At 36.4% G+C, this 19,234-nt stretch carries 19 protein-coding genes and 1 CRISPR repeat array; of the genes, 2 read left to right on the forward strand and 17 right to left on the reverse strand.

What is annotated here, in order from left to right; all coding sequences use genetic code 11:
• Positions 1-4: 4 nt before the first annotated feature.
• The 12 genes from cas10 to ilvB all read right to left on the reverse strand — a co-directional run bounded on the left by cas10 (position 5) and on the right by ilvB (position 14,767).
• Positions 5-2,554, reverse strand: coding sequence for a type III-A CRISPR-associated protein Cas10/Csm1 (cas10, locus tag Q0E20_RS05355; protein ID WP_295997409.1), 2,550 nt, complete (start codon positions 2,552-2,554; stop codon positions 5-7).
• A 242-nt stretch (positions 2,555-2,796) separates the two neighbouring features.
• Positions 2,797-3,685: direct repeats of the CRISPR family, unit length 34 nt; unit sequence TTTCCGTCCCCATTAGGGGATTATTTAATTTAAC.
• A 435-nt stretch (positions 3,686-4,120) separates the two neighbouring features.
• A complete protein-coding gene (locus Q0E20_RS05360) occupies positions 4,121-4,447 on the reverse strand; it encodes a hypothetical protein (RefSeq protein ID WP_295997373.1) in 327 nt (108 codons plus the stop codon).
• Positions 4,448-4,578: 131 nt separating this feature from the next.
• Complete coding sequence (locus tag Q0E20_RS05365) at positions 4,579-5,757, reverse strand: M20 family metallopeptidase (protein ID WP_295997375.1); 1,179 nt, start codon at positions 5,755-5,757, stop codon at positions 4,579-4,581.
• Positions 5,758-5,885: 128 nt separating this feature from the next.
• Positions 5,886-6,068 carry a hypothetical protein gene (locus tag Q0E20_RS05370; RefSeq protein ID WP_005378597.1) on the reverse strand — a complete coding sequence of 61 codons (183 nt, stop codon included), beginning with the start codon at positions 6,066-6,068 and terminating at the stop codon, positions 5,886-5,888.
• A gap of 141 nt (positions 6,069-6,209) precedes the next feature.
• Positions 6,210-7,397, reverse strand: a complete 1,188-nt coding sequence (locus Q0E20_RS05375) for an aspartate aminotransferase family protein (RefSeq protein WP_295997380.1) — start codon at positions 7,395-7,397, stop codon at positions 6,210-6,212.
• Between the two features lie 89 nt (positions 7,398-7,486).
• The gene (argB, locus tag Q0E20_RS05380) at positions 7,487-8,344 is read right to left on the reverse strand and encodes an acetylglutamate kinase (RefSeq protein WP_295997382.1); all 858 of its coding nucleotides are present in this window, start codon (positions 8,342-8,344) and stop codon (positions 7,487-7,489) included.
• Positions 8,341-9,291 carry an N-acetyl-gamma-glutamyl-phosphate reductase gene (gene argC / locus Q0E20_RS05385; RefSeq protein ID WP_295997384.1) on the reverse strand — a complete coding sequence of 317 codons (951 nt, stop codon included), beginning with the start codon at positions 9,289-9,291 and terminating at the stop codon, positions 8,341-8,343. Before argC ends, argB begins: the two co-directional genes overlap by 4 nt.
• Before the next feature lie 60 nt (positions 9,292-9,351).
• On the reverse strand, positions 9,352-10,362 hold the full coding sequence (gene argF, locus Q0E20_RS05390; RefSeq protein ID WP_366509651.1) for an ornithine carbamoyltransferase: 1,011 nt from the start codon (positions 10,360-10,362) through the stop codon (positions 9,352-9,354).
• A 42-nt stretch (positions 10,363-10,404) separates the two neighbouring features.
• Complete coding sequence (locus Q0E20_RS05395; RefSeq protein WP_295997386.1) at positions 10,405-11,592, reverse strand: M20 family metallopeptidase; 1,188 nt, start codon at positions 11,590-11,592, stop codon at positions 10,405-10,407.
• 306 nt (positions 11,593-11,898) lie between these two features.
• Entirely contained in the window at positions 11,899-12,486 is a 588-nt protein-coding gene (locus Q0E20_RS05400) for a carbonic anhydrase (RefSeq protein WP_295997389.1), read from the reverse strand.
• Between the two features lie 32 nt (positions 12,487-12,518).
• On the reverse strand, positions 12,519-13,031 hold the full coding sequence (gene ilvN / locus Q0E20_RS05405) for an acetolactate synthase small subunit (RefSeq protein WP_205096881.1): 513 nt from the start codon (positions 13,029-13,031) through the stop codon (positions 12,519-12,521).
• 8 nt (positions 13,032-13,039) lie between these two features.
• Positions 13,040-14,767, reverse strand: a complete 1,728-nt coding sequence (gene ilvB, locus Q0E20_RS05410; RefSeq protein WP_295997393.1) for a biosynthetic-type acetolactate synthase large subunit — start codon at positions 14,765-14,767, stop codon at positions 13,040-13,042.
• Between the two features lie 182 nt (positions 14,768-14,949).
• Here ilvB and Q0E20_RS05415 point away from each other — a divergent pair, with 182 nt between their 5' ends.
• Positions 14,950-15,228, forward strand: a complete 279-nt coding sequence (locus Q0E20_RS05415) for a glutaredoxin (protein WP_205096883.1) — start codon at positions 14,950-14,952, stop codon at positions 15,226-15,228.
• Between the two features lie 75 nt (positions 15,229-15,303).
• Here Q0E20_RS05415 and Q0E20_RS05420 read toward each other — a convergent pair whose 3' ends face one another.
• The 5 genes from Q0E20_RS05420 to Q0E20_RS05440 all read right to left on the reverse strand — a co-directional run bounded on the left by Q0E20_RS05420 (position 15,304) and on the right by Q0E20_RS05440 (position 18,585).
• Positions 15,304-15,804, reverse strand: a complete 501-nt coding sequence (locus Q0E20_RS05420) for a folate family ECF transporter S component (RefSeq protein WP_105084401.1) — start codon at positions 15,802-15,804, stop codon at positions 15,304-15,306.
• Positions 15,794-16,141: a nitrous oxide-stimulated promoter family protein gene (locus tag Q0E20_RS05425; RefSeq protein ID WP_295276146.1), complete on the reverse strand. Its 348-nt coding sequence runs from the start codon at positions 16,139-16,141 to the stop codon at positions 15,794-15,796. Before Q0E20_RS05425 ends, Q0E20_RS05420 begins: the two co-directional genes overlap by 11 nt.
• An 8-nt stretch (positions 16,142-16,149) precedes the next feature.
• Complete coding sequence (locus Q0E20_RS05430) at positions 16,150-16,968, reverse strand: class I SAM-dependent methyltransferase (protein ID WP_295997397.1); 819 nt, start codon at positions 16,966-16,968, stop codon at positions 16,150-16,152.
• Positions 16,969-17,310: 342 nt separating this feature from the next.
• The gene (locus Q0E20_RS05435) at positions 17,311-17,643 is read right to left on the reverse strand and encodes a LemA family protein (RefSeq protein WP_295997400.1); all 333 of its coding nucleotides are present in this window, start codon (positions 17,641-17,643) and stop codon (positions 17,311-17,313) included.
• A 96-nt stretch (positions 17,644-17,739) separates the two neighbouring features.
• Positions 17,740-18,585, reverse strand: coding sequence for a hypothetical protein (locus Q0E20_RS05440; protein ID WP_295997403.1), 846 nt, complete (start codon positions 18,583-18,585; stop codon positions 17,740-17,742).
• 109 nt (positions 18,586-18,694) lie between these two features.
• Here Q0E20_RS05440 and Q0E20_RS05445 point away from each other — a divergent pair, with 109 nt between their 5' ends.
• Positions 18,695-19,114, forward strand: coding sequence for a hypothetical protein (locus tag Q0E20_RS05445; protein ID WP_366509650.1), 420 nt, complete (start codon positions 18,695-18,697; stop codon positions 19,112-19,114).
• Positions 19,115-19,234 lie beyond the last annotated feature (120 nt).

Genomic DNA, 19,234 nt, shown 5'->3' on the forward strand with positions numbered 1-19,234 from the left:
TTCCTCACTTTGTATCACGCATATAGTAAACAATGAGGTTGCAAGCTGTTAACAAAGCTTTGCAATCTTCTTCTGATTGAATCCATCTATGAATAGCTGTAACAAAGTTTTTATATGATTCATAGGTAGGATTATTTTTCTTAGGTTCTAATCTAGCTAATAAATAGAGTATACGAGCCACATTAATATGTTTACCTAAAGCTCTATCATTTAACATACCTTGTAACAATTCCATCAACTTATAAATTAGGCCTTTACCTAATTTCATTTTTGAGTCTTGCCCCTCATTAATGCCTGGAATAACAAATAATTGATTCAGTGTATAGAGCTTATCTTCAATGACATTATCAATGAGCTCATCCCATTTATATACATGTCGGCATATACGCTCTTCACCGTTTGAGTTTGTTTCAAATCCAAATAACGCGATACTATCTTTGCCGTCATTATCTTTAGCTATACTTTCAAGTAAGCCTGTAATCGTTGCCATTTGACTAATTGGGTAGGATGGAGAGAATAAAGCTAAGCCAGCAGACATAGTAATTTTATTATCAGTAACTACTGCTAATTTCTTACGAATGTCAACGGCTAATTCTAATAATTCATCCCATGCACCAACAAGGCATACATCATCCCCACCAGAATAAATAACGTGTATTTTTCTAGTTGTAACTTGTTTATTGGCCCAAATAGTAAATGGCATAACAGATGTGCCAAAACCTTGTACATCACCTTGAGCCATTTTATTAATAGCAACCTTAAAGAACATTGCTAAATCACGAGACAGGTCAGCATAGCGTGATAATGTACCATATTTAAATTTATCAGAGCCCTCGGAAATAAAGCCCCCAATAAAAGCAGCTCCAAGGTTATCTACGTCTGCTCGTAATACACCAAGACGTTTAATCCCCTTGTCCTCACCTAAACCACTTGATGTAGCTAGCTCTTCAAACTCATAAACTTGACCATTATCCTTACGTGCTACATAATCTGCTAACCAGATACGATTGAATACATTATGTCCAGTTTTAGCTGTATTCTTAGAGTAAATTCTAAGAATTTTATGACTAGATTCAAACTTTTGTAAGGATGTTTCAGGAACTACATAGAGATAGAGTCTCAAAGTATCCCTATCATCATTCCAGTTGTTAACATATACCTCAACCTTTGGAATACTTTCACAAGTATCACTATTATTTAGATGAGCTAATACAAAGACAGACTCTCGACTATCAACAATCTGTTCCCCTAAACGATACAACCCATTACAAATTGGACAGGCTTCCGCATCTGTATCCTTACCATAAGGAGACAGTGTTGCTGTTGATGTGTGGCAAATAGAACATTCACGTTCACCATGAAGAACTATATTATACGTACTATTGGGATTAAATAGATCTGCTAAGTGCTGTTCAGAATATCGTTTAGACTTAGCCTCACCAATAGATTGGCTCACCTTACGGAATAATGTACGTTGCGATTGAATTAACTCATCGGCTGTTGCTGTAGCAGAACCAATCGCTAAATACAATTTAGTACCAAATACGGTTAAGAACCATTCGTTAATGGATTTCTCCATAGTTTCAATAGCAGTACTAGTTTTTGTTGTATTAGAAGCCAATATATAAAAATGACCGCCACCATTGTAAATAAGGTTTGCTCGTGTTAACTGCAATGCATCTAACAACTCATCTACAATTTGTTCCATCAAGATTTCTAAATAGAATGAACGACCACGTAATGATTTCAATGCACCTTTAGACGGAATCGTGTAGATAAAATTTTGGATACCAGAAATATCTCCAGATATGAGTCTAAAAGCTGACATGTTACGGAACTTTTTAGAATTCTGATAACAGTATTCTTTATAATCAGCAATTCCCTGCTCCTCAAAATAATGCACTATACTATGTGCCACCGCAGCTGTTATCTTTGAGTGCATATACAAAGAAATATCATTAGCCTGATCTGTTGCTGTGCTAGATGGCATATAAGACACAGTATCTTCATAAATTCTCAACAACTCATTGACGGACATCTTGTCAATTGGTTGTTGCTGAAAGTTACGTACTAATTCATCATATAGTGCCTTATACTTATCACTTGATGCACTTATCGTTTTATCGCTTTCAGGATAATTAAAGTGATCAGATACATAAATGCCACGTAGGTAATACTGTAAAGGTTTATTACTAGTGTTACCACCAAACACACGAAAAATTGATTGGAGCGGTAACGCTTTATCAAATTTTTGTGTAGAAGTATTTTCACCCTCATCAAGATCCCGACGATCCACGGCAGCAGCAATATTATCCGCTTCATACACAATGTATGCATAATCATCATTTTTTAATTGAGCCCTACTAAGCTCTTTCCCATGATGATACTTCAAACAATGAGTAATACTTTGCTTCGAGCCCATATCTGAAAAATAGGATTCGATGAAAGCAGCACCGCGCTTAGAATGTGCATCAGATCCTTGATTAGCACGATACACAACTTTGCCGATATCATGTAGCAATGCACCCTTTACCAGTGCATCCCATTTACCCATCACATCGCCTCCAAACTTTTATTACGAAATAAACGACTTATTACTTTCATTATATATTCATCTCTGTTTAAAACCAATAGAGAAGTAGTCTTATTTATACAAAAAATCCAGTATATTCACAAAAAAGAATATACTGGATATATTTTTGTACTCATATGAGTTTTTGAGATAAGACTCACTCCCTTATAAGGGAATTTAGTTAGCGATAGAAATAGAGTTAGAGAAAGAGTTAGAGATAGAGATTTTCGTCCCCATTAGGGGATTATTTAATTTAATATGGGTTTCTACTAAACGTGATGTTCGTTCTGTCGTACTTGACGTTTTCGTCCCCATCAGGGGATTATTTAATTTAACCACGCTCACGATGTGGCAACGGCTAACAATAATTATGATGACTGTTTCCGTCCCCATTAGGGGATTATTTAATTTAACATGACCGCCTAACCTATGTCGAAGGTTCCACTATCGGCGGTGCGTTTCCGTCCCCATTAGGAGATTATTTAATTTAACTGCTGCGTGATGTTTCATACGATGATTATGTATGCAATATGTTTCCGTCCCCATTAGGGGATTATTTAATTTAACTCTATTTAAGGATTGTATTCTAACAAATGACATAGTATTTTTTGTTTCCGTCCCCATTAGGGGATTATTTAATTTAACAATTATTCAAGTAGATAATGAAGAGTTACATAAGATTATTGAATTTCCGTCCCCATTAGGGGATTATTTAATTTAACCATTTAGTGCACTCTATCGAAACTTTGCTCGCTATCAAGTTGGGGATTTCCGTCCCCATTAGGGGATTATTTAATTTAACGTTACGTTACAGGGCAGCAGCTTGGTTGATCCGTACAACTATTTCCGTCCCCATTAGGGGATTATTTAATTTAACACTATGGATATTTTGGAACAAATAAAGGAATATCACGAAGAAAACGATTTCCGTCCCCATTAGGGGATTATTTAATTTAACATGATAGTACAAAATCGAACGGATCTAAAACTAGCCAACAAATTTCCGTCCCCATTAGGGGATTATTTAATTTAACTTTAATTACATTATGCAATTTATATTCTGTAACTATTGATGATAATTTCCGTCCCCATTAGGGGATTATTTAATTTAACCCTATATCTGAAACAACAGATGTGATCTAGCCTAAAAATGCAATTAACGGCGGAGTTTATAGATCAATTGCAAGTAGTACTTTAGTCAGTTAAAATAGTACCTATAAACCGCACCATTATCACAACGGCGGAGATTTAGTTTCAGAGAGTTAATATTTACGTATATTATATCACAAATCTTTTAAGGAAGTTCTATATCTTATATAATTAAATTTTGCATATAAAATCAGAAAGGCTATAACATGATAAATAAATAAGTATTTTACCCCCATTAACTATAATGATAACGGGGGTCTTGATTCTTAAAATACAGTATTCGTTGTTTTATTATTTACAAGTATTAATAAAGTACCCATATCCCCAAACAGCTCTTAATAAGTGCTACAAGTACAGGCACAGCCGTTCGTTTCAGTAAATCTACAGCCTTAATATGTGCTACCCTGCTACGCCAACCATAACAGGACTTATGGGACTCAAGAATAAACCTAAACTAGCCCCATTCTGCATAGCTAGCATGGTTGTAATAGAATCTAATCCAAGATTATCCACAATTTTTGGTACTAGCGGTACTAGAGTAAACAAAGGAGCTACATTACTGCCTGTTACCTTGCTAAGGCCCAACATGCCACTAATCCAGTTACCTCCATAAGTAATATACATCATAAGAATGCCCATACCGATCAAAATCGGCTGTGGTTGATACCGCTTCATCAGGAATATACCGGTAACAGTAATAATGATGAGACATATAAGTATATTCATAGATACCTCTCATATAACAGTTCTTATATAATATATTTATAGTATACATAAAATACAAATAAAAATACATGACAAGAGCACCATCATCAGATACGATGATGGTGCTCTATAGTTTTTATATAGTAATACTATTACTTATGCTCTTTCAACCACGCAATAGCATATTCCGCATACACCGCCGATGCAGCAGATAGTACGCTATCATCCATAGTAAATCGATTATTATGGTGATCAAAGGTAGCGCCTACCTCTGGGTTTTGGATACCGATAAAAGCAAAGCAACCTGGTTTATCTTGTAGATACCAAGCAAAGTCTTCGCCTGGCATCACCTTGCGCATCTTAGACAATTTTTCCTTACCAAGTGTGTCAATAACAACCCTCTCAGCCAGTTCACTAGATTTTGTATCATTAATAGTTGGTGGTACTTTCTTTTCATATGTTAATTCAGCAGTAGCACCATAAGCTAGTGCAGTATGTTCTACCACACGACGTATAGACTCTACATAATACTCTTCTTGCTCTGGATCAAAGAAGCGAATAGTACCTCCCATTTGGGCCTCCCCAGGAATTACATTCCACTCGGAACCAGAGTGAATATTACCAATAGTGAGTACAAGGGAATCTAATGCACTTACATTACGGGATACCACAGTTTGTAAATTCATAACAATAGCGCTGGCAACAACAACAGCATCGATTGCTTGATGCGGCTGTGCACCATGACCTTGTTTACCTTTCACACGGATTGTAATTTGACTACTGGCGGCCATACGTGGACCTTCTTCAACAGAAATAAGTCCAGCTGGCAAATCAATCCATACATGACCACCAAAGATAGCATCAATTTTCTCAAACCAATCTCCAAACTTCATAAAAACAGGAGCACCCGCCCCTGTTTCTTCTGCTGGCTGGAAAGCAAGGTATACATCACCTTCAATACGGTCTTTCATAGAGGTAAGCATCTTAGCCGCACCGAGTAATATCGCCATATGGCCGTCATGACCACAGGCATGCATCTTGCCATCTACATCGGATTTGAAATCGAATGTATTATGTTCCTGTACAGGCAAGGCATCAATATCTGCACGAAGGGCAATCGCTTTACCAGGCTTAGCACCATGAATAATGCCGATAAGTCCTGTTCCACGTTCCGTATCTACATGAACCTCTACGCCCATGGATTCTAATTCTTTGGCTAGAGTTTTTGTTGTTTCAAACTCTTCATTACTGAGTTCTGGATGTTTATGAAAATACCTACGCCAATCTTGTACATACGTTTTATATTGTTCAATTAAATCGCGACTATGCATTGTATCGCCTCCTTAGCTTTCAGCACAGATTAACAAAATATACTGGAAATCCCCATATTTATGGGAATAACATGGTAAATGTAAAAGAAAACGACAGGCAATGCCATGTCGTTTTCTTTATGCTTCTCTTATCGATTGCGCAATACTGCTTGTACCGCCAAGGATACAACAGCAGTTGCTACCGCTACAGCTGCTGTAATTTTTGCAGTTGTGCAGAGCTCATCTTTTGTTGGTTTTGCTTTTGCTGCAATGTCTAATGTTTTAGCAACAGCAGGAACCAATACATCATTACGTAAGGATTCTGTATTCATAGTTACTCCTCCAATATAGACTATTTATTCTAGGTTATCACGAATAGAATATAAAGTCCATATATTCATCGGATTTTATCTATATATTTATCGACTCTCGATTAAAACCAATAGAGATAGGTATGGAATATAATCCAGAATTTATTTACTAGCTAATTCCCCAATTACATCTGCCAAAATGGTAATTGCTTTTTCTAATTGTTCTTGTGGAATATTAAGGGCTGGCAATAACCGAACTTTATTCTTAGCGGATAAACATACGACACCTTTTTCGAGACACTTAGCAATAACATCTTTTGGATCCACAGTTGTTTCAATGCCAATCATAAGGCCCATACCACTAACGCCTACTACGCCTGGTTTACCTTCTAACGTATGTTTTACATAATCCCCTTTAGCTTTTACAGTAGCTAAGAATTCTGGTGTTAACCGTTCAATAATTGTACATCCTGCAGCAGCACAGATTGGGTTCCCACCAAAGGTAGTGGCATGAGCACCAGCAGTTAATACGTATTGTGTTTTTTCATTAAACATGGTAGCACCCATAGGCAATCCACCAGCTAAACCTTTAGCAGTCGATACGATATCTGGCTCAATACCAAATTGTTCGTACGCATATAGTGTACCAGTCCGGCCATTACCCGTTTGTACTTCATCGATAAGTACGAGTTGATCGTGTTCGTGTGCATATGCTGTGACAGCTTGTACGAATTCTTTATCTAAAGGCATAACACCACCTTCCCCTTGAATTGGTTCCATCATAATAGCACATACAGCTGGATTGGCTAACGCTTTTAAAGCCGCATCAATATCATTAGCAGGCGTATGAATAAACCCATCTGTGAATGGGAAAAAGTGTTGATGGAACACATCTTGACCTGTAGCCGATAAAGTTGTCACCGTACGACCATGGAAACTGTTTACAAGTGTAACAATAACATTACGACCATCGCCATATTTATCATGACTATACTTCCGCGCAGCTTTGATAGAGCATTCGTTAGATTCAGCTCCAGAGTTACAGAAAAAGACCTTTTTCATGCCCGTCCGTTTACATAATAATTCGGCTAATTTAATTTGTGGAACTGAATAGTATAAATTTGAAATATGGTTCAATGCATGAGTTTGTTCAATAACAGCATTAGACCACTCATCATCATCTACGCCAAAGGCTGTAACGCCAATGCCAGAACCAAGGTCGATGTATTCTTTTCCTTCTACATCCCATAACAAGGAACCTTTACCTTTTTCAAAGCAAACATTAAACCGGCCATACGTATTGGCTATATACTCTTTATCTTGTTGTTCAAAATCTTGTGTCTTACTCATCATATCCTCCAAACGTACGGCCTAGATGCCGTCTATCTATACGCAATGTAACGATGGCAAATGATGTCACCATCGTTATATCTACTATATTACTTTACAAACATTGTGCCAAGGCCTTCATCGGTTAATAGTTCGATGAGAATGGCGTGTGGAATTTCACCATTGATGATGAAAACCTTTTGAGCCCCTGCATGGATTGCCTCTAAGCAACAGTCTACCTTTGGTATCATGCCACCAGCAATAATACCGTCTGCTTTTAGTTTTTCAGCTTCAGCAAGAGTAATTTTTGAAATAAGTGAATCAGGATTATTAACATCACGTAATACACCATCAATATTTGTCATGGCTACCATCGTTTCTGCATTAAGAGCCCCCGCAATTTTAGCTGCAGCAGTATCGGCATTCACATTATATACATTGCCTTCTGTATCACAACCGATAGATGAAATAACTGGGATATAGCCTTTGCTGATAACATCATCAATCACTGTTGGATCAATTCGATCTACTTCCCCTACATAACCAAGTTCATCATTTTTCTTATGCACTTGAATCATTTCACCGTCTACACCACAAAGACCAACAGCACGCCCACCAAAACCAATAAGATCCGCTACTAAACCTTTATTCACCTTGCCAGCAAGAACCATTTGTACTACATTCATAGTTTCTTTATCAGTAACACGCAACCCATTGCTGAATTTAGACTCAATATTCATAGCCGCTAAGGTACTATTAATATCTGGGCCACCACCGTGAACAAGAACTACTTTCACCCCTACTAATTGTAATAAGAGCAAATCTTTCATAACTGATTTTTTAAGTTCTGGATCCGTCATGGCATTGCCGCCGTATTTTACGACTACATATTTATCTGTATATTGTTTAATATATGGTACAGCCGCTGTCAAAATATGCGCCCGCATCGCATTCGTTACGCTGTTCATAGTGAAAGCCCCGTTTCTTCTGGCAATCCAAGCGCAATATTCATACATTGTACAGCTGCACCGGACGCACCTTTTCCTAAATTATCAAAAATAGCATGAATGACCATTCTGTCATTATTGCCTGTCACAGAGATGACCATACCATCTGTATTACTTAATTTATTAGCATTTAACAATTGCTTATTATCTTCTTCCAAATTAAGTGGCGCCACTTTTACAATATTACTATGTTTATAAAAGTCTGCTAATGTAGCATGTACATCCTCAACAGTTACAGGTTTGGCTAGTAAGCGTGTATGTAGTCCAACACTAACCTCCATACCACTATAGTAATCGTCTACAATAGGCATAAAAATTGGTTCTGCTGTAAGGCCACATACATGAGTTACCTCTGGTAAATGTTTATGTTGTTGACTAAGTCCATATTGACGTGGTGCATAAAGAAAATAATCTTTAGGTTCTGATTCATATTGATTAATCATTTTCTTACCGCCTCCGCTATAGCCCGTAAGGGAGGTAATGGTGAAAGGGTAATCTGCTGGAGCAATGCCAGCTTTTACAAGCGGAGCAATACAAGCAATCATACCACTAGCATGACACCCCGGGTTTGCAATATGTTGTTTCGTCTTAATATCGTTTTTATAGCTTTCACCTAATTCAGGAAAACCATATGCCCAATCAGAAGCGGTTCTAAACGCTGTAGATGTATCAATAATTTTGCAAGGATAGTCACCGATAGCAGCCACTACTTCTTTTGAGGCTGCGTCAGGTAAACATAAAAACACAATATCTGCATCCTTTGCGATACTTGCAATGACATCTATATTTTTACGATCTTCATCAGAAATAGATAATAATGTAATATCATTCCGGCCTGAAAGCCGTTCATGAATTCTAAGGCCCGTCGTTCCCTCATGGCCTACTATAAATACCTTATATGGATTCATTCTATAACCTTCTTTACTATACGTACGAAATGACCTCTCCTGTCATCTGTTTGATTCATATTATTTCATTGGATAATCACTAAATGTAGCAACCATAACAGCTTTAATAGTATGCAAACGGTTTTCCGCTTCTTGGAAGGCTAATGAATTAGGGCCTTCAAATACCTCTTCTGTTACTTCGATACCATTCATGCCAAATCGTTCAAAAATATCTTTACCAACTTGTGTTTCCGTATTATGGAAAGCAGGCAAGCAATGACAGAATTTTGTATTTGGATTACCGGTAAGTGCCATCATTTCCGCATTGATTTGGAATGGTTTAAAAAGATTAATCCGTTCTTCCCACATATCGTAGGTATCACCCATTGTTACCCATACACCTGTATAAATAACATCAAGCCCTTTCACACCATCTGCTACATTATCTGTACATGTAATAGTCGCACCAGTTTCCTTTGCTACTTTCAAGCATTCTTCATAGAATGGACCTGCCGGCCAAAATTGTTTAGGACCAATGAGGCGAAAATCCATACCCATTTTTACAGCACCACTCATCAATGCATTACACATATTAGATTGTCCATGGCCCACATAGGCATAAGAAATTTCATTTAATGGTTTGTCGATATTTTCTTGTAATGTAAGAAAGTTAGCCAATGTTTGAGTAGGATGATCCATATCCGTTAAGCCATTCCACACGGGTACACCGGAATATTGTTCCAAGGTATCCACATCTTCTTGATCAAAGCCACGAAATTCAATACCATCAAACATAGAACCAAGCACGCGCGCTGTATCCTTTAAAGATTCTTTTTTATTCATTTGAGATCCAGTTGGACCAAGGTACGTAGTATGTGCCCCTTGATCAGCGGCACCCACCTCAAATGCACACCGTGTTCTTGTGGAATCCTTTTCAAAGATGAGGGCAAAGTTTTTACCTTCCATCGTTTTAATTTCTTTACCAGCCTTCTTATCTGCTTTTAATTTAGCTGCCAAATCTAAATAATATTGTATTTCTTCTGGTGTATAATCCAACATGGTTTTAAATGACTTATTATGTAAACTTTTCATGATAACCCCTTCAACTCTATACGATGTATAAGTATATAAAAATTATTGTTTTGGTTGCAAATATTCAGCAGCAATGGCAGCCATCATAGTAATACCTGACTCAAGAATCGTTTCATCAATAGTAAAACCTGCATTATGAAGTGCAGGATTACCATCAAATCCAGTTCCTAACCAAAGGAACGCACCTTTGATTTTTTGTAAATATGCGGAGAAATCCTCTGCTGCCATCGATGGATGTTCTGGATGGACGACTGCCTCTTTACCAAGATATTTTTCTACAATCGATGTAGCATAATCAATAGCATCAGGATCGTTGGTGGTAGCACCATGTCCACGTTTATAATCTAAGGTACTTTTTGTCTTAAACATCATATCAAGAGCTTGTAAGCTTTCACCTAACCGCCGTTCAATATAATCACGTTTTTCTGGTTCATACGTACGACATGTACCTTCGAGGTATACATCACCACAGCCCACGTTATAACGATCACCACCATTAATAACGCCTATGGTGCATACAAGATTTTCCATTGGATTTGTTTCACGAGCTACTATGGATTCGACATTTACAATCCAGTTAGCAGCAGCTACAATGGCATCAATGCCATTATGAGGCTCTGCACCATGAGTGGATTTTCCTTTAATATGAACAAGAAAATGGTCTGATGCAGCCATTAGATGCCCTTTTTTTAGACCTACTGTTCCTACTGGCAATTGTGGCCATACATGAAGGCCAAAGATTTCATCAACATCGTCAAGAATACCACTATCTACGATACCTTGTGCACCTGGATTTAAAGCCTCCTCTTCAGAAGGTTGAAATACAAGTTTAACCGTGCCATGTAATTGATTTTTTATAGATTGCAAAATAGCAGCTGCACCAAGCAAAATAGATATATGACCATCATGGCCACATGCATGCATAACACCTTCATGTTGAGATGCAAATGTCAATCCTGTTATTTCATGAATAGGCAACGCATCTATATCTGCCCGTAAAGCTATAACAGGGCCTGGATGAGAGCCTTGTATTTCACCAATAACTGCATAATCAGAGATATCATTTACAAAAGGGATTCCTAATTCACCAAGAACCTTTTGAATGAATAACGAAGTTTCTTTTTCTTGACCCGATAATTCTGGATGACTATGTATATGTCGACGCCATGCTATAACTTGTTCTTTATATTTTGACGCATAGTCTTTAATTAAATCTTGTAATGTATCCATTATGCCATCTCCTATATACACTATATGCATATTTTATACATGCTATGTGTATTTTTATAATCTATGTACGTATTATAATACTATTACCTATATTATTCAAGTTTTATACATTATTTCTGTATTTTTATTTGTTATGTTATGAATTAATTTTAATCATAGAACTATAAGCTATAAATTATATGAAACTATGAAAGTCACATATATATACTCCTTCTCCCATTTAAGATAACTACCTAATTTAAAATGTATAAAAGCACAAAAGACTGTAATAGAATGCGATAAAACCGCCTTCTATTACAGTCTTTATTATTTTGTGTAATATTGTTTCATTTGTGTATAACCGTTGACGATGACCTCGATTTCACCTGTTCTTGGATGAAAGATAAGCCCATGAATGGGAACGTCTTTTGGAATCAATGGATTCATACGCAATTCATCCACTGTTTCCTCTACATTTTCAGCAGGATGCGTAAATCCATCTGCCCAATGTTCCATCTCCTTCTTCACCATGTGAATAGCCTCAGGTGCAATACCACGAGCTAACATTTTTTCTATTAAATCTTTAGCCGTAGTTTTTGCCATACCGCATTCATGATGACCAATGATAAAAATTTCGTTAACACCTAACTCATAAATACAAACCAACAAGCTGCGAACAACACCATCAAAAGGACCTGTAATACAATTACCTGCAGTCTTAACGATCTTAGCCTCACCACGACCAATATCCATGGAATCCTCTAAAAAATTCACAAGACGTGTATCCATACACGTTACAATCGCCATCTGACGGCTCGGCATCTTACTGCATGTAGTGTCTGTTTCTGCATAACCAGTATTCTGATCCTCTACATACTCCTTATTATGCTGCAAAATATCATCAAGTAAACTCATATTTCCTCCTGATAAAAAAGACCTTGTTATCTCTAGCGGTCCGGAGTCGCCAATGCCTCGATTGCGACACTACCACCGCGGACAACTTCGATACGATTAACAAACAGGTCTTTAAACAAAGAAATCATATCATTATTTTTAGATACTGTTTTTACGCATTGTACTAGTACAGATTTTCGATTGTAGTCGATAATTTTTAGATCAAAGGTTTCTGCAATGCGGAATATTTCTTGTTTATCTGCTTCTTTGCAACTATTAACCTTGATAAATAATAATTCTTTTTTGGTAATCGCCATGTCTGTAAAATCAATAACCTTAATGACCTCAACACTGCGATTAAGTTGTTTGATGATTTGTTCGTATGTCAAATCGTCGCAGGTGAGTTCAATGGTCATACGTGACATAGTAGGATCTTCTGTTTCGCCTACTGTCAACGTATCTAGGTTATAATTTTTACCAGCGAAGAGGCCAGAAATTTTTGCCAATACGCCGATTTGGTTTTCTACATATGCTGAAATGCAGCGTTTTTCTAAATGTAATTCCATAGCCCCTCCTATTTTTTATCCTTTAATAACATATCACTCAATGATTTACCAGCCGGTACCATAGGCAATACATTTACCTCTGTCGGAATGATACATTCGATTAAGGTTGGTCCTTTTTTAAAAGCATCCGCCCGTTTAAAGGCATCTTCCAACTCTTCAATCTTTGTAACACGAACACCTTGTGCACCATATGCTTCTGCCAATTTTACGAAATCTGGTACATATTCAAATTCATCATTATCAATCATATCACGAGTGACAATAGCGCTTTCATCCATCAACAAATTAGTACATGCATAACGTTTATCGTAGAATAATTGTTGCCACTGACGTACATTGCCAAGATAGCCATTGTTGATGACAACCAAAGTCACAGGCAAATGATAATGCATAGCTGTTGCAAATTCTTGAATATTCATTTGCACGCCCCCATCCCCACAAATGGCGAATACGCGTTTTGTAGGATTGCCAAATTGAGCACCAATAGCCGCAGGGAATCCATAACCCATCGTACCTAAACCGCCAGATGTCAACAATTGATGATTGCCTTCGATTTCGAGGAATTGCGTAGTCCACAATTGATTTTGCCCTACATCAGTAGCCACAACAGGACGATCATAATGATTATTAATATACTCAATAATATTTTGTGGCGTAAGACCTTCTTCACCAGCTTGCGTAACAGGGCGCTCTTCTTTTATTTGTTGCAATTGAGCTGGCCAATCGCCTAAGTTGTGAGGTTCAATATATTCTAATAGGGCTTCAATCGCTAGTTTTGCATCCGCTACAATTGGAATATCTACCTTAATATTTTTAGAAATAGATGCAGCATCTACGTCAATATGTACAATTTTGCAGTTTTGTGCAAATGTACTCAATTTGCCGGTAATACGGTCATTGAAACGAGTACCAATAGATATCATCACATCACAATCGGTAATGGCCACATTCGGTGCATAACCACCGTGTATGCCTACATTGCCTAAGTACAATGGATGACGTGAACTAATAGCCCCTTTCCCCATCAAAGTAGTGACTACAGGAATACCCATTTTATCTACCAGCTGTGTCATCAATTCATTAGCACCACTGATGCTAATACCACCACCTAATAAGAATAAAGGGCGTTTAGCCTTAGCAATAACAGAACAAGCCTTCTTCACCTGACCAATATGAACAGTTGTATTTGGCTTGTAGCCACGAATATTGACCTCACTTGGATATACATCAGACCCCATCGCTTTTTGAATATTCTTTGGAATATCTACTAAAACAGGACCTGGGCGACCGGTACGAGCAATGTAAAAGGCTTCTTTCAAAATGCGCCCCAAATCTTTACGATCACGAACTGTCACTGCATATTTGCTAACATTACGAACTATACCGACTGTATCTACTTCTTGAAATGCATCATTGCCCATTAAGGACAAATCAACTTGACCAGTAATACATACCATTGGCACACTATCAGAATAAGCTGTAGCGATACCAGTAACGAGATTTGTTGCACCTGGGCCAGATGTAACCATACAAACGCCGACCTTGCCAGTACTACGTGCATAACCATCGGCAGCATGTGCCAATGCTTGCTCATGACGAGGTAAAATAACCTTTACTTGATCTTGTTTGTATAATTCATCCATAATATCAATGGTTGCTGCACCAGGATAGTTAAATAAAAACTCAACATTCTCCTCTTGCAATGCTTTCACCACATATGCGGCACCTGAAATCATAGTTATCCTCCTACATATGTCTAACAACCTATAGATACATTAATAGATTGTATATCTAAAAAATTGAATATTGTTATAATTTATGATATACTTTTAAATATATCATATCTTACTTGATGTGAGTATGAAATAACTCAATAAATTACTAAATTTAGTCATATTTTCTGAAAGGACTGAATACTATGAAAGAAATTTTAGGTTTCCACTTAAATGGCTGCCCTTATTGCCATAATGCATTCCGTGCAATCGAAGAATTACAAGCAGAAAATCCTGCCTATAAAAACATTAAAATTGATTGGGTTGAAGATCAAAATGCCCATGAATTATTCAAAACTCACCCTTATGAATACTACCCTAATCTTTGGTTCGGTACAGACAAACAATACGAAGCACAACCTGGTGAAAGCTATGATCAAACTAAAGCATACATCAAATCTGTATTCGACAAAGCCCTTGCATAAAAATCTATGTAATCAATAAAATGCACCGCTAACATACAAGCTAATGTTAGCGGTGCATTTTTGTATACGGCAAAATTATAACTTTTTTTGTACCATGAACTTGCTGACTGCCTTATACACAATTAAGATTAATGCAATTTCTAAGGGGAAGCAAATGATATTCTTAATAAGACGTCCAACAAATATAGCAGATACTGCTTTGTTATAAAATATTGTTAACCACAATGTATTCAATATTAAATGTATACATACAGTAACAATTATTTCTGGTAACAGTAATTTTTTTAATGTAATATCACGACCATGTAAAAAATACCCATATATATAACCTACTAGAAATTCAGATATGATAAATCCGGGAAAAAACACCCCTTGTCCAAATAGAGACATTCCTATAAAACAGGCAATAGCAGCCATTATTCCTGCTGCCATAGGCCCATAAAGAATACCAAATATGGCAGTTGATAAAAATCCAAAGGTGATATGTATAAATGTAGTATGAATAGCAAATATATAAGATAGTAAAACCGTCAATGCTACAAATATGCCTGTCTTTACAATCATATCAGTTTTCATGGAATGTCTCGCTCCTTTTTCTATCCTTCCACTCTAAATACATATGACGAATAACTTGAATGGGAGATACAAACAACATTCTAGGCCCACCATAGCGCATAATTTCACGAATTTTATCTCTGTACGTTGGCGCATAACAATGAGTTTTGCATACGCTACAAAATGTTTTATGTTCCATATGTGGACAGACAGCAATACGATGTTGTGCATACTGCCATACCTGTTCACAATTCTCACACAATTTTCCCTTCTGCGTATGATGTTTATCATGACAATAGATGCCAATGATTTGACGCATCGTTTTTAGTTCTAATTGACGCTTTTCTTCTACTGTCATGATGCCTCCTAGTTAACAGACCACGATACCCATGCAACCGTATCCACTGTTTTATTATGAATTTTACCATCTATAGTACGGGGTTCAATGAGTTGTCTAATTTCTCGCTTCATATCTTCTATGATCCCCCACTCATTATTGTGGAGGCGCAATGTAAAATAATCTACCGCTTTATCGATGCTCATAACCTCTGTTTCAGGAACTGTTTTGTAGGTAACTTTCACATTATGACCTATCTCATGAATAGCATCTAAACATTCTTTCACCTTACCAGGCCACGGAAATGAATCTCGCCCGAAGAAATGTTCTGACAACATATCTACCGTTTCATCCATACGTTCACTAAACGCAATCCATAGACATGTATCATGGCTTGCATCATGCATGGAACGTATATTCTCTACATCAAACATAATAGGACAAAAAATACTATATGCCAAATCAAACGTTTTATCCCAGCCTAATGTCTGCCTAGTTTCTTCAGACCATGGTGCAATATATAGGCTTACATCAAGGCCTTCTGTATCTGCCAGTTGTTTTGCACCATGAATCATACCATCGGATAAATCAATGCCCGTAGTTTTATAGCCTTCTCTAGCTAATCCAAGTGCGTAATCGCCGACACCACAACCAATATCGAGGGCAGTCCCACCATTTGGAGGTAATAGATGTTCGTCCTTTAAAAATGAGAGAAAGTCAGTTACCTGTGCCTTACGATCTGCTCGATTATGTAGTTCTACGAAAAATTTAGATCGATTATTCCAAGACGCTTGTTCATCGCGCCAATCATGGAGATCAACGGATACTTCTTGTATTGTATTATTCATATTATATCCTCTACTATGATACTGTATATACTAATGTAAATATAGTTAATACAATATCCATATAACTCCATCGGTCCAAATGGGCAGTTCAGATTTTTTATATGGATACTATACTATATTTTATTGTATATTATTCTCAATAATTTTTGTGTTACTATAGTCACATTTACTAATCTAATCTAATCACATTGCACTATTTTAATGATTAGAAAACAATGTATTTCATTATTTCCCAATAATCATCAAAAGGGACTATACCCACATGCAATATATTTGCATAAGGTATAGTCCCTTATAGTTAGATAAATTATTTTTTATCATCTTGCTTAGTTTCTTCTGTATCTACAGATTATCAGTGCCTTCTTTGGCTAAGTTTTTAATAGCTTCAGGATCTGCACCACTAAATTCTGCAAGAGCCTCTTCATTCTTAGGATCAAAGAATGGCGCTTGTTTAAAGCCCAACATAGCGGCTACAAATACCATTGGAATTTGTGCAATAGCACTGTTATATTCTTTTACTTGGAAGTTATAAATTTCACGTTTATTAGAAATGAAAGTTTCATTAGCACTAATCGCTTCCAAAAATTTACCATATTGAGAATCCGCTTTTAATTCAGGAAATTGATTAGCTAACACCGTAATATTTTGAACCGCCTTAGCCGTTGCACGTGCCATTTCCAAGAAATTATCAGATACTTTTAATTGAATTGATTTTTCATAATCACCATATTCATCAACTAAACCAGAGTATTGATTGATAATAAATACATTTTATGAACCTGTCATAAGCCGATATATTGAAGTTCCGCCATCAGTTTCAATATATTCTAAACCCTCTAAAAATTCATTATTTCCTAAATCTTTATACGCAAGTTGATTGTGAATCTTCCTTAATAACTCTACATTGGTAAAGTATTTTCCATTATCTGCAGTTAGATACGCTTGAATGTCAGTTTGAAATACACCATCAATACGAAATTCTTCGTCTAAAGTACTCATATCAAGAACGGTTTCATTGATTCGAAGTTGCTCGGACCCCGTAATAAAAGCTTCGTATACTACATGTACCCTAGATGCTTTTAAAGCAATTTCATTAGGTACCCAGTTTTCTCTATTATCTTCAATATAATCTATTATATCCTTTGTGAAAGTCTCATTAGATACATATTCATTAGGTGTAAACTGCCAGATAATCTGTGTTAGCAAATCATTTACATCAACTAGTGAAGCATTATCTAATAATTTTTTAGTTTCCCTTCTCAGTAAAGGCTTTTTAATCACAAAAAGTACGGCAATGGTGGGAATCAACATAACAGCTAAAAGAGGTAGTATGCTAAAAACGCTAGTAAGACCACCACTAGCATGTGATGATTGTAAGTGTGCACTACTTGGAGCTCGTCTAACTGTATCTGCCGTATTAGTCATATACTCTAAAAGCCATGGATACTCTAGCATACCAAAAGTGATAGCAATTAAAATTAATGTACCAATAGTAGTACAAATAATGAATAATTGTTTAGCCACTTTATTACATACAATCTCCTTCTCTTGTAGAGATAATCCATCCATCTCTCTTACACCCTTACTCCATTTAGCAGTTCGTTTATGTATTGCCATTTATGTCTCTTCCCTTAATCAATACAAATATCGCTTCAATGTTAACAATAAAAATTATTTCATACATTACTTATATTTATTATAATAAATATAAGTAGGGCTTGAAAATATGGAAAAATATATAATAATCCTAATGTTTATGTTAGTTGCTATTGCTGTCACATTCGCGACTTATAACTTATCTATAATTAGGTCTATACCTCCTGAAGAACGTTATAAACTTCTTTATTTTAAAGATGATCAAGTCTCTATCGGTATTGGATTAATAAGAAGAACATATAAATTAAAAGATATTCGAGAAGTGCGTTTCTCTAAAGGAAAAAAATTCCGTAGCATGGGAAGCTGGGCAGGTAGAATGAAGATTTGTAAACTAAATGGTAAGACAAGTCGTTGGATAGAGTTTGATGGTACGGTCTATTATAAAAAGATGGTATATATAACTAATGAAGAAATCATTGATAAATCAATCGAATTACTCATGCAGGAGTTTAGAGCTAGAGGCATTCAGTGTAATAAATATAGATGCTAAAATATAATTTACTGAACCATACATCAACATAAAGACACATAAAAAAGGGCTTATAGGACAAAAAGTGTGTGTGAAAACCCTTATAACACTAGATATTTACTAGTGTTATAAGGGTTTAAT

It is taken from the genome of uncultured Veillonella sp., from assembly GCF_934230905.1.
GTDB lineage: Bacteria > Bacillota > Negativicutes > Veillonellales > Veillonellaceae > Veillonella.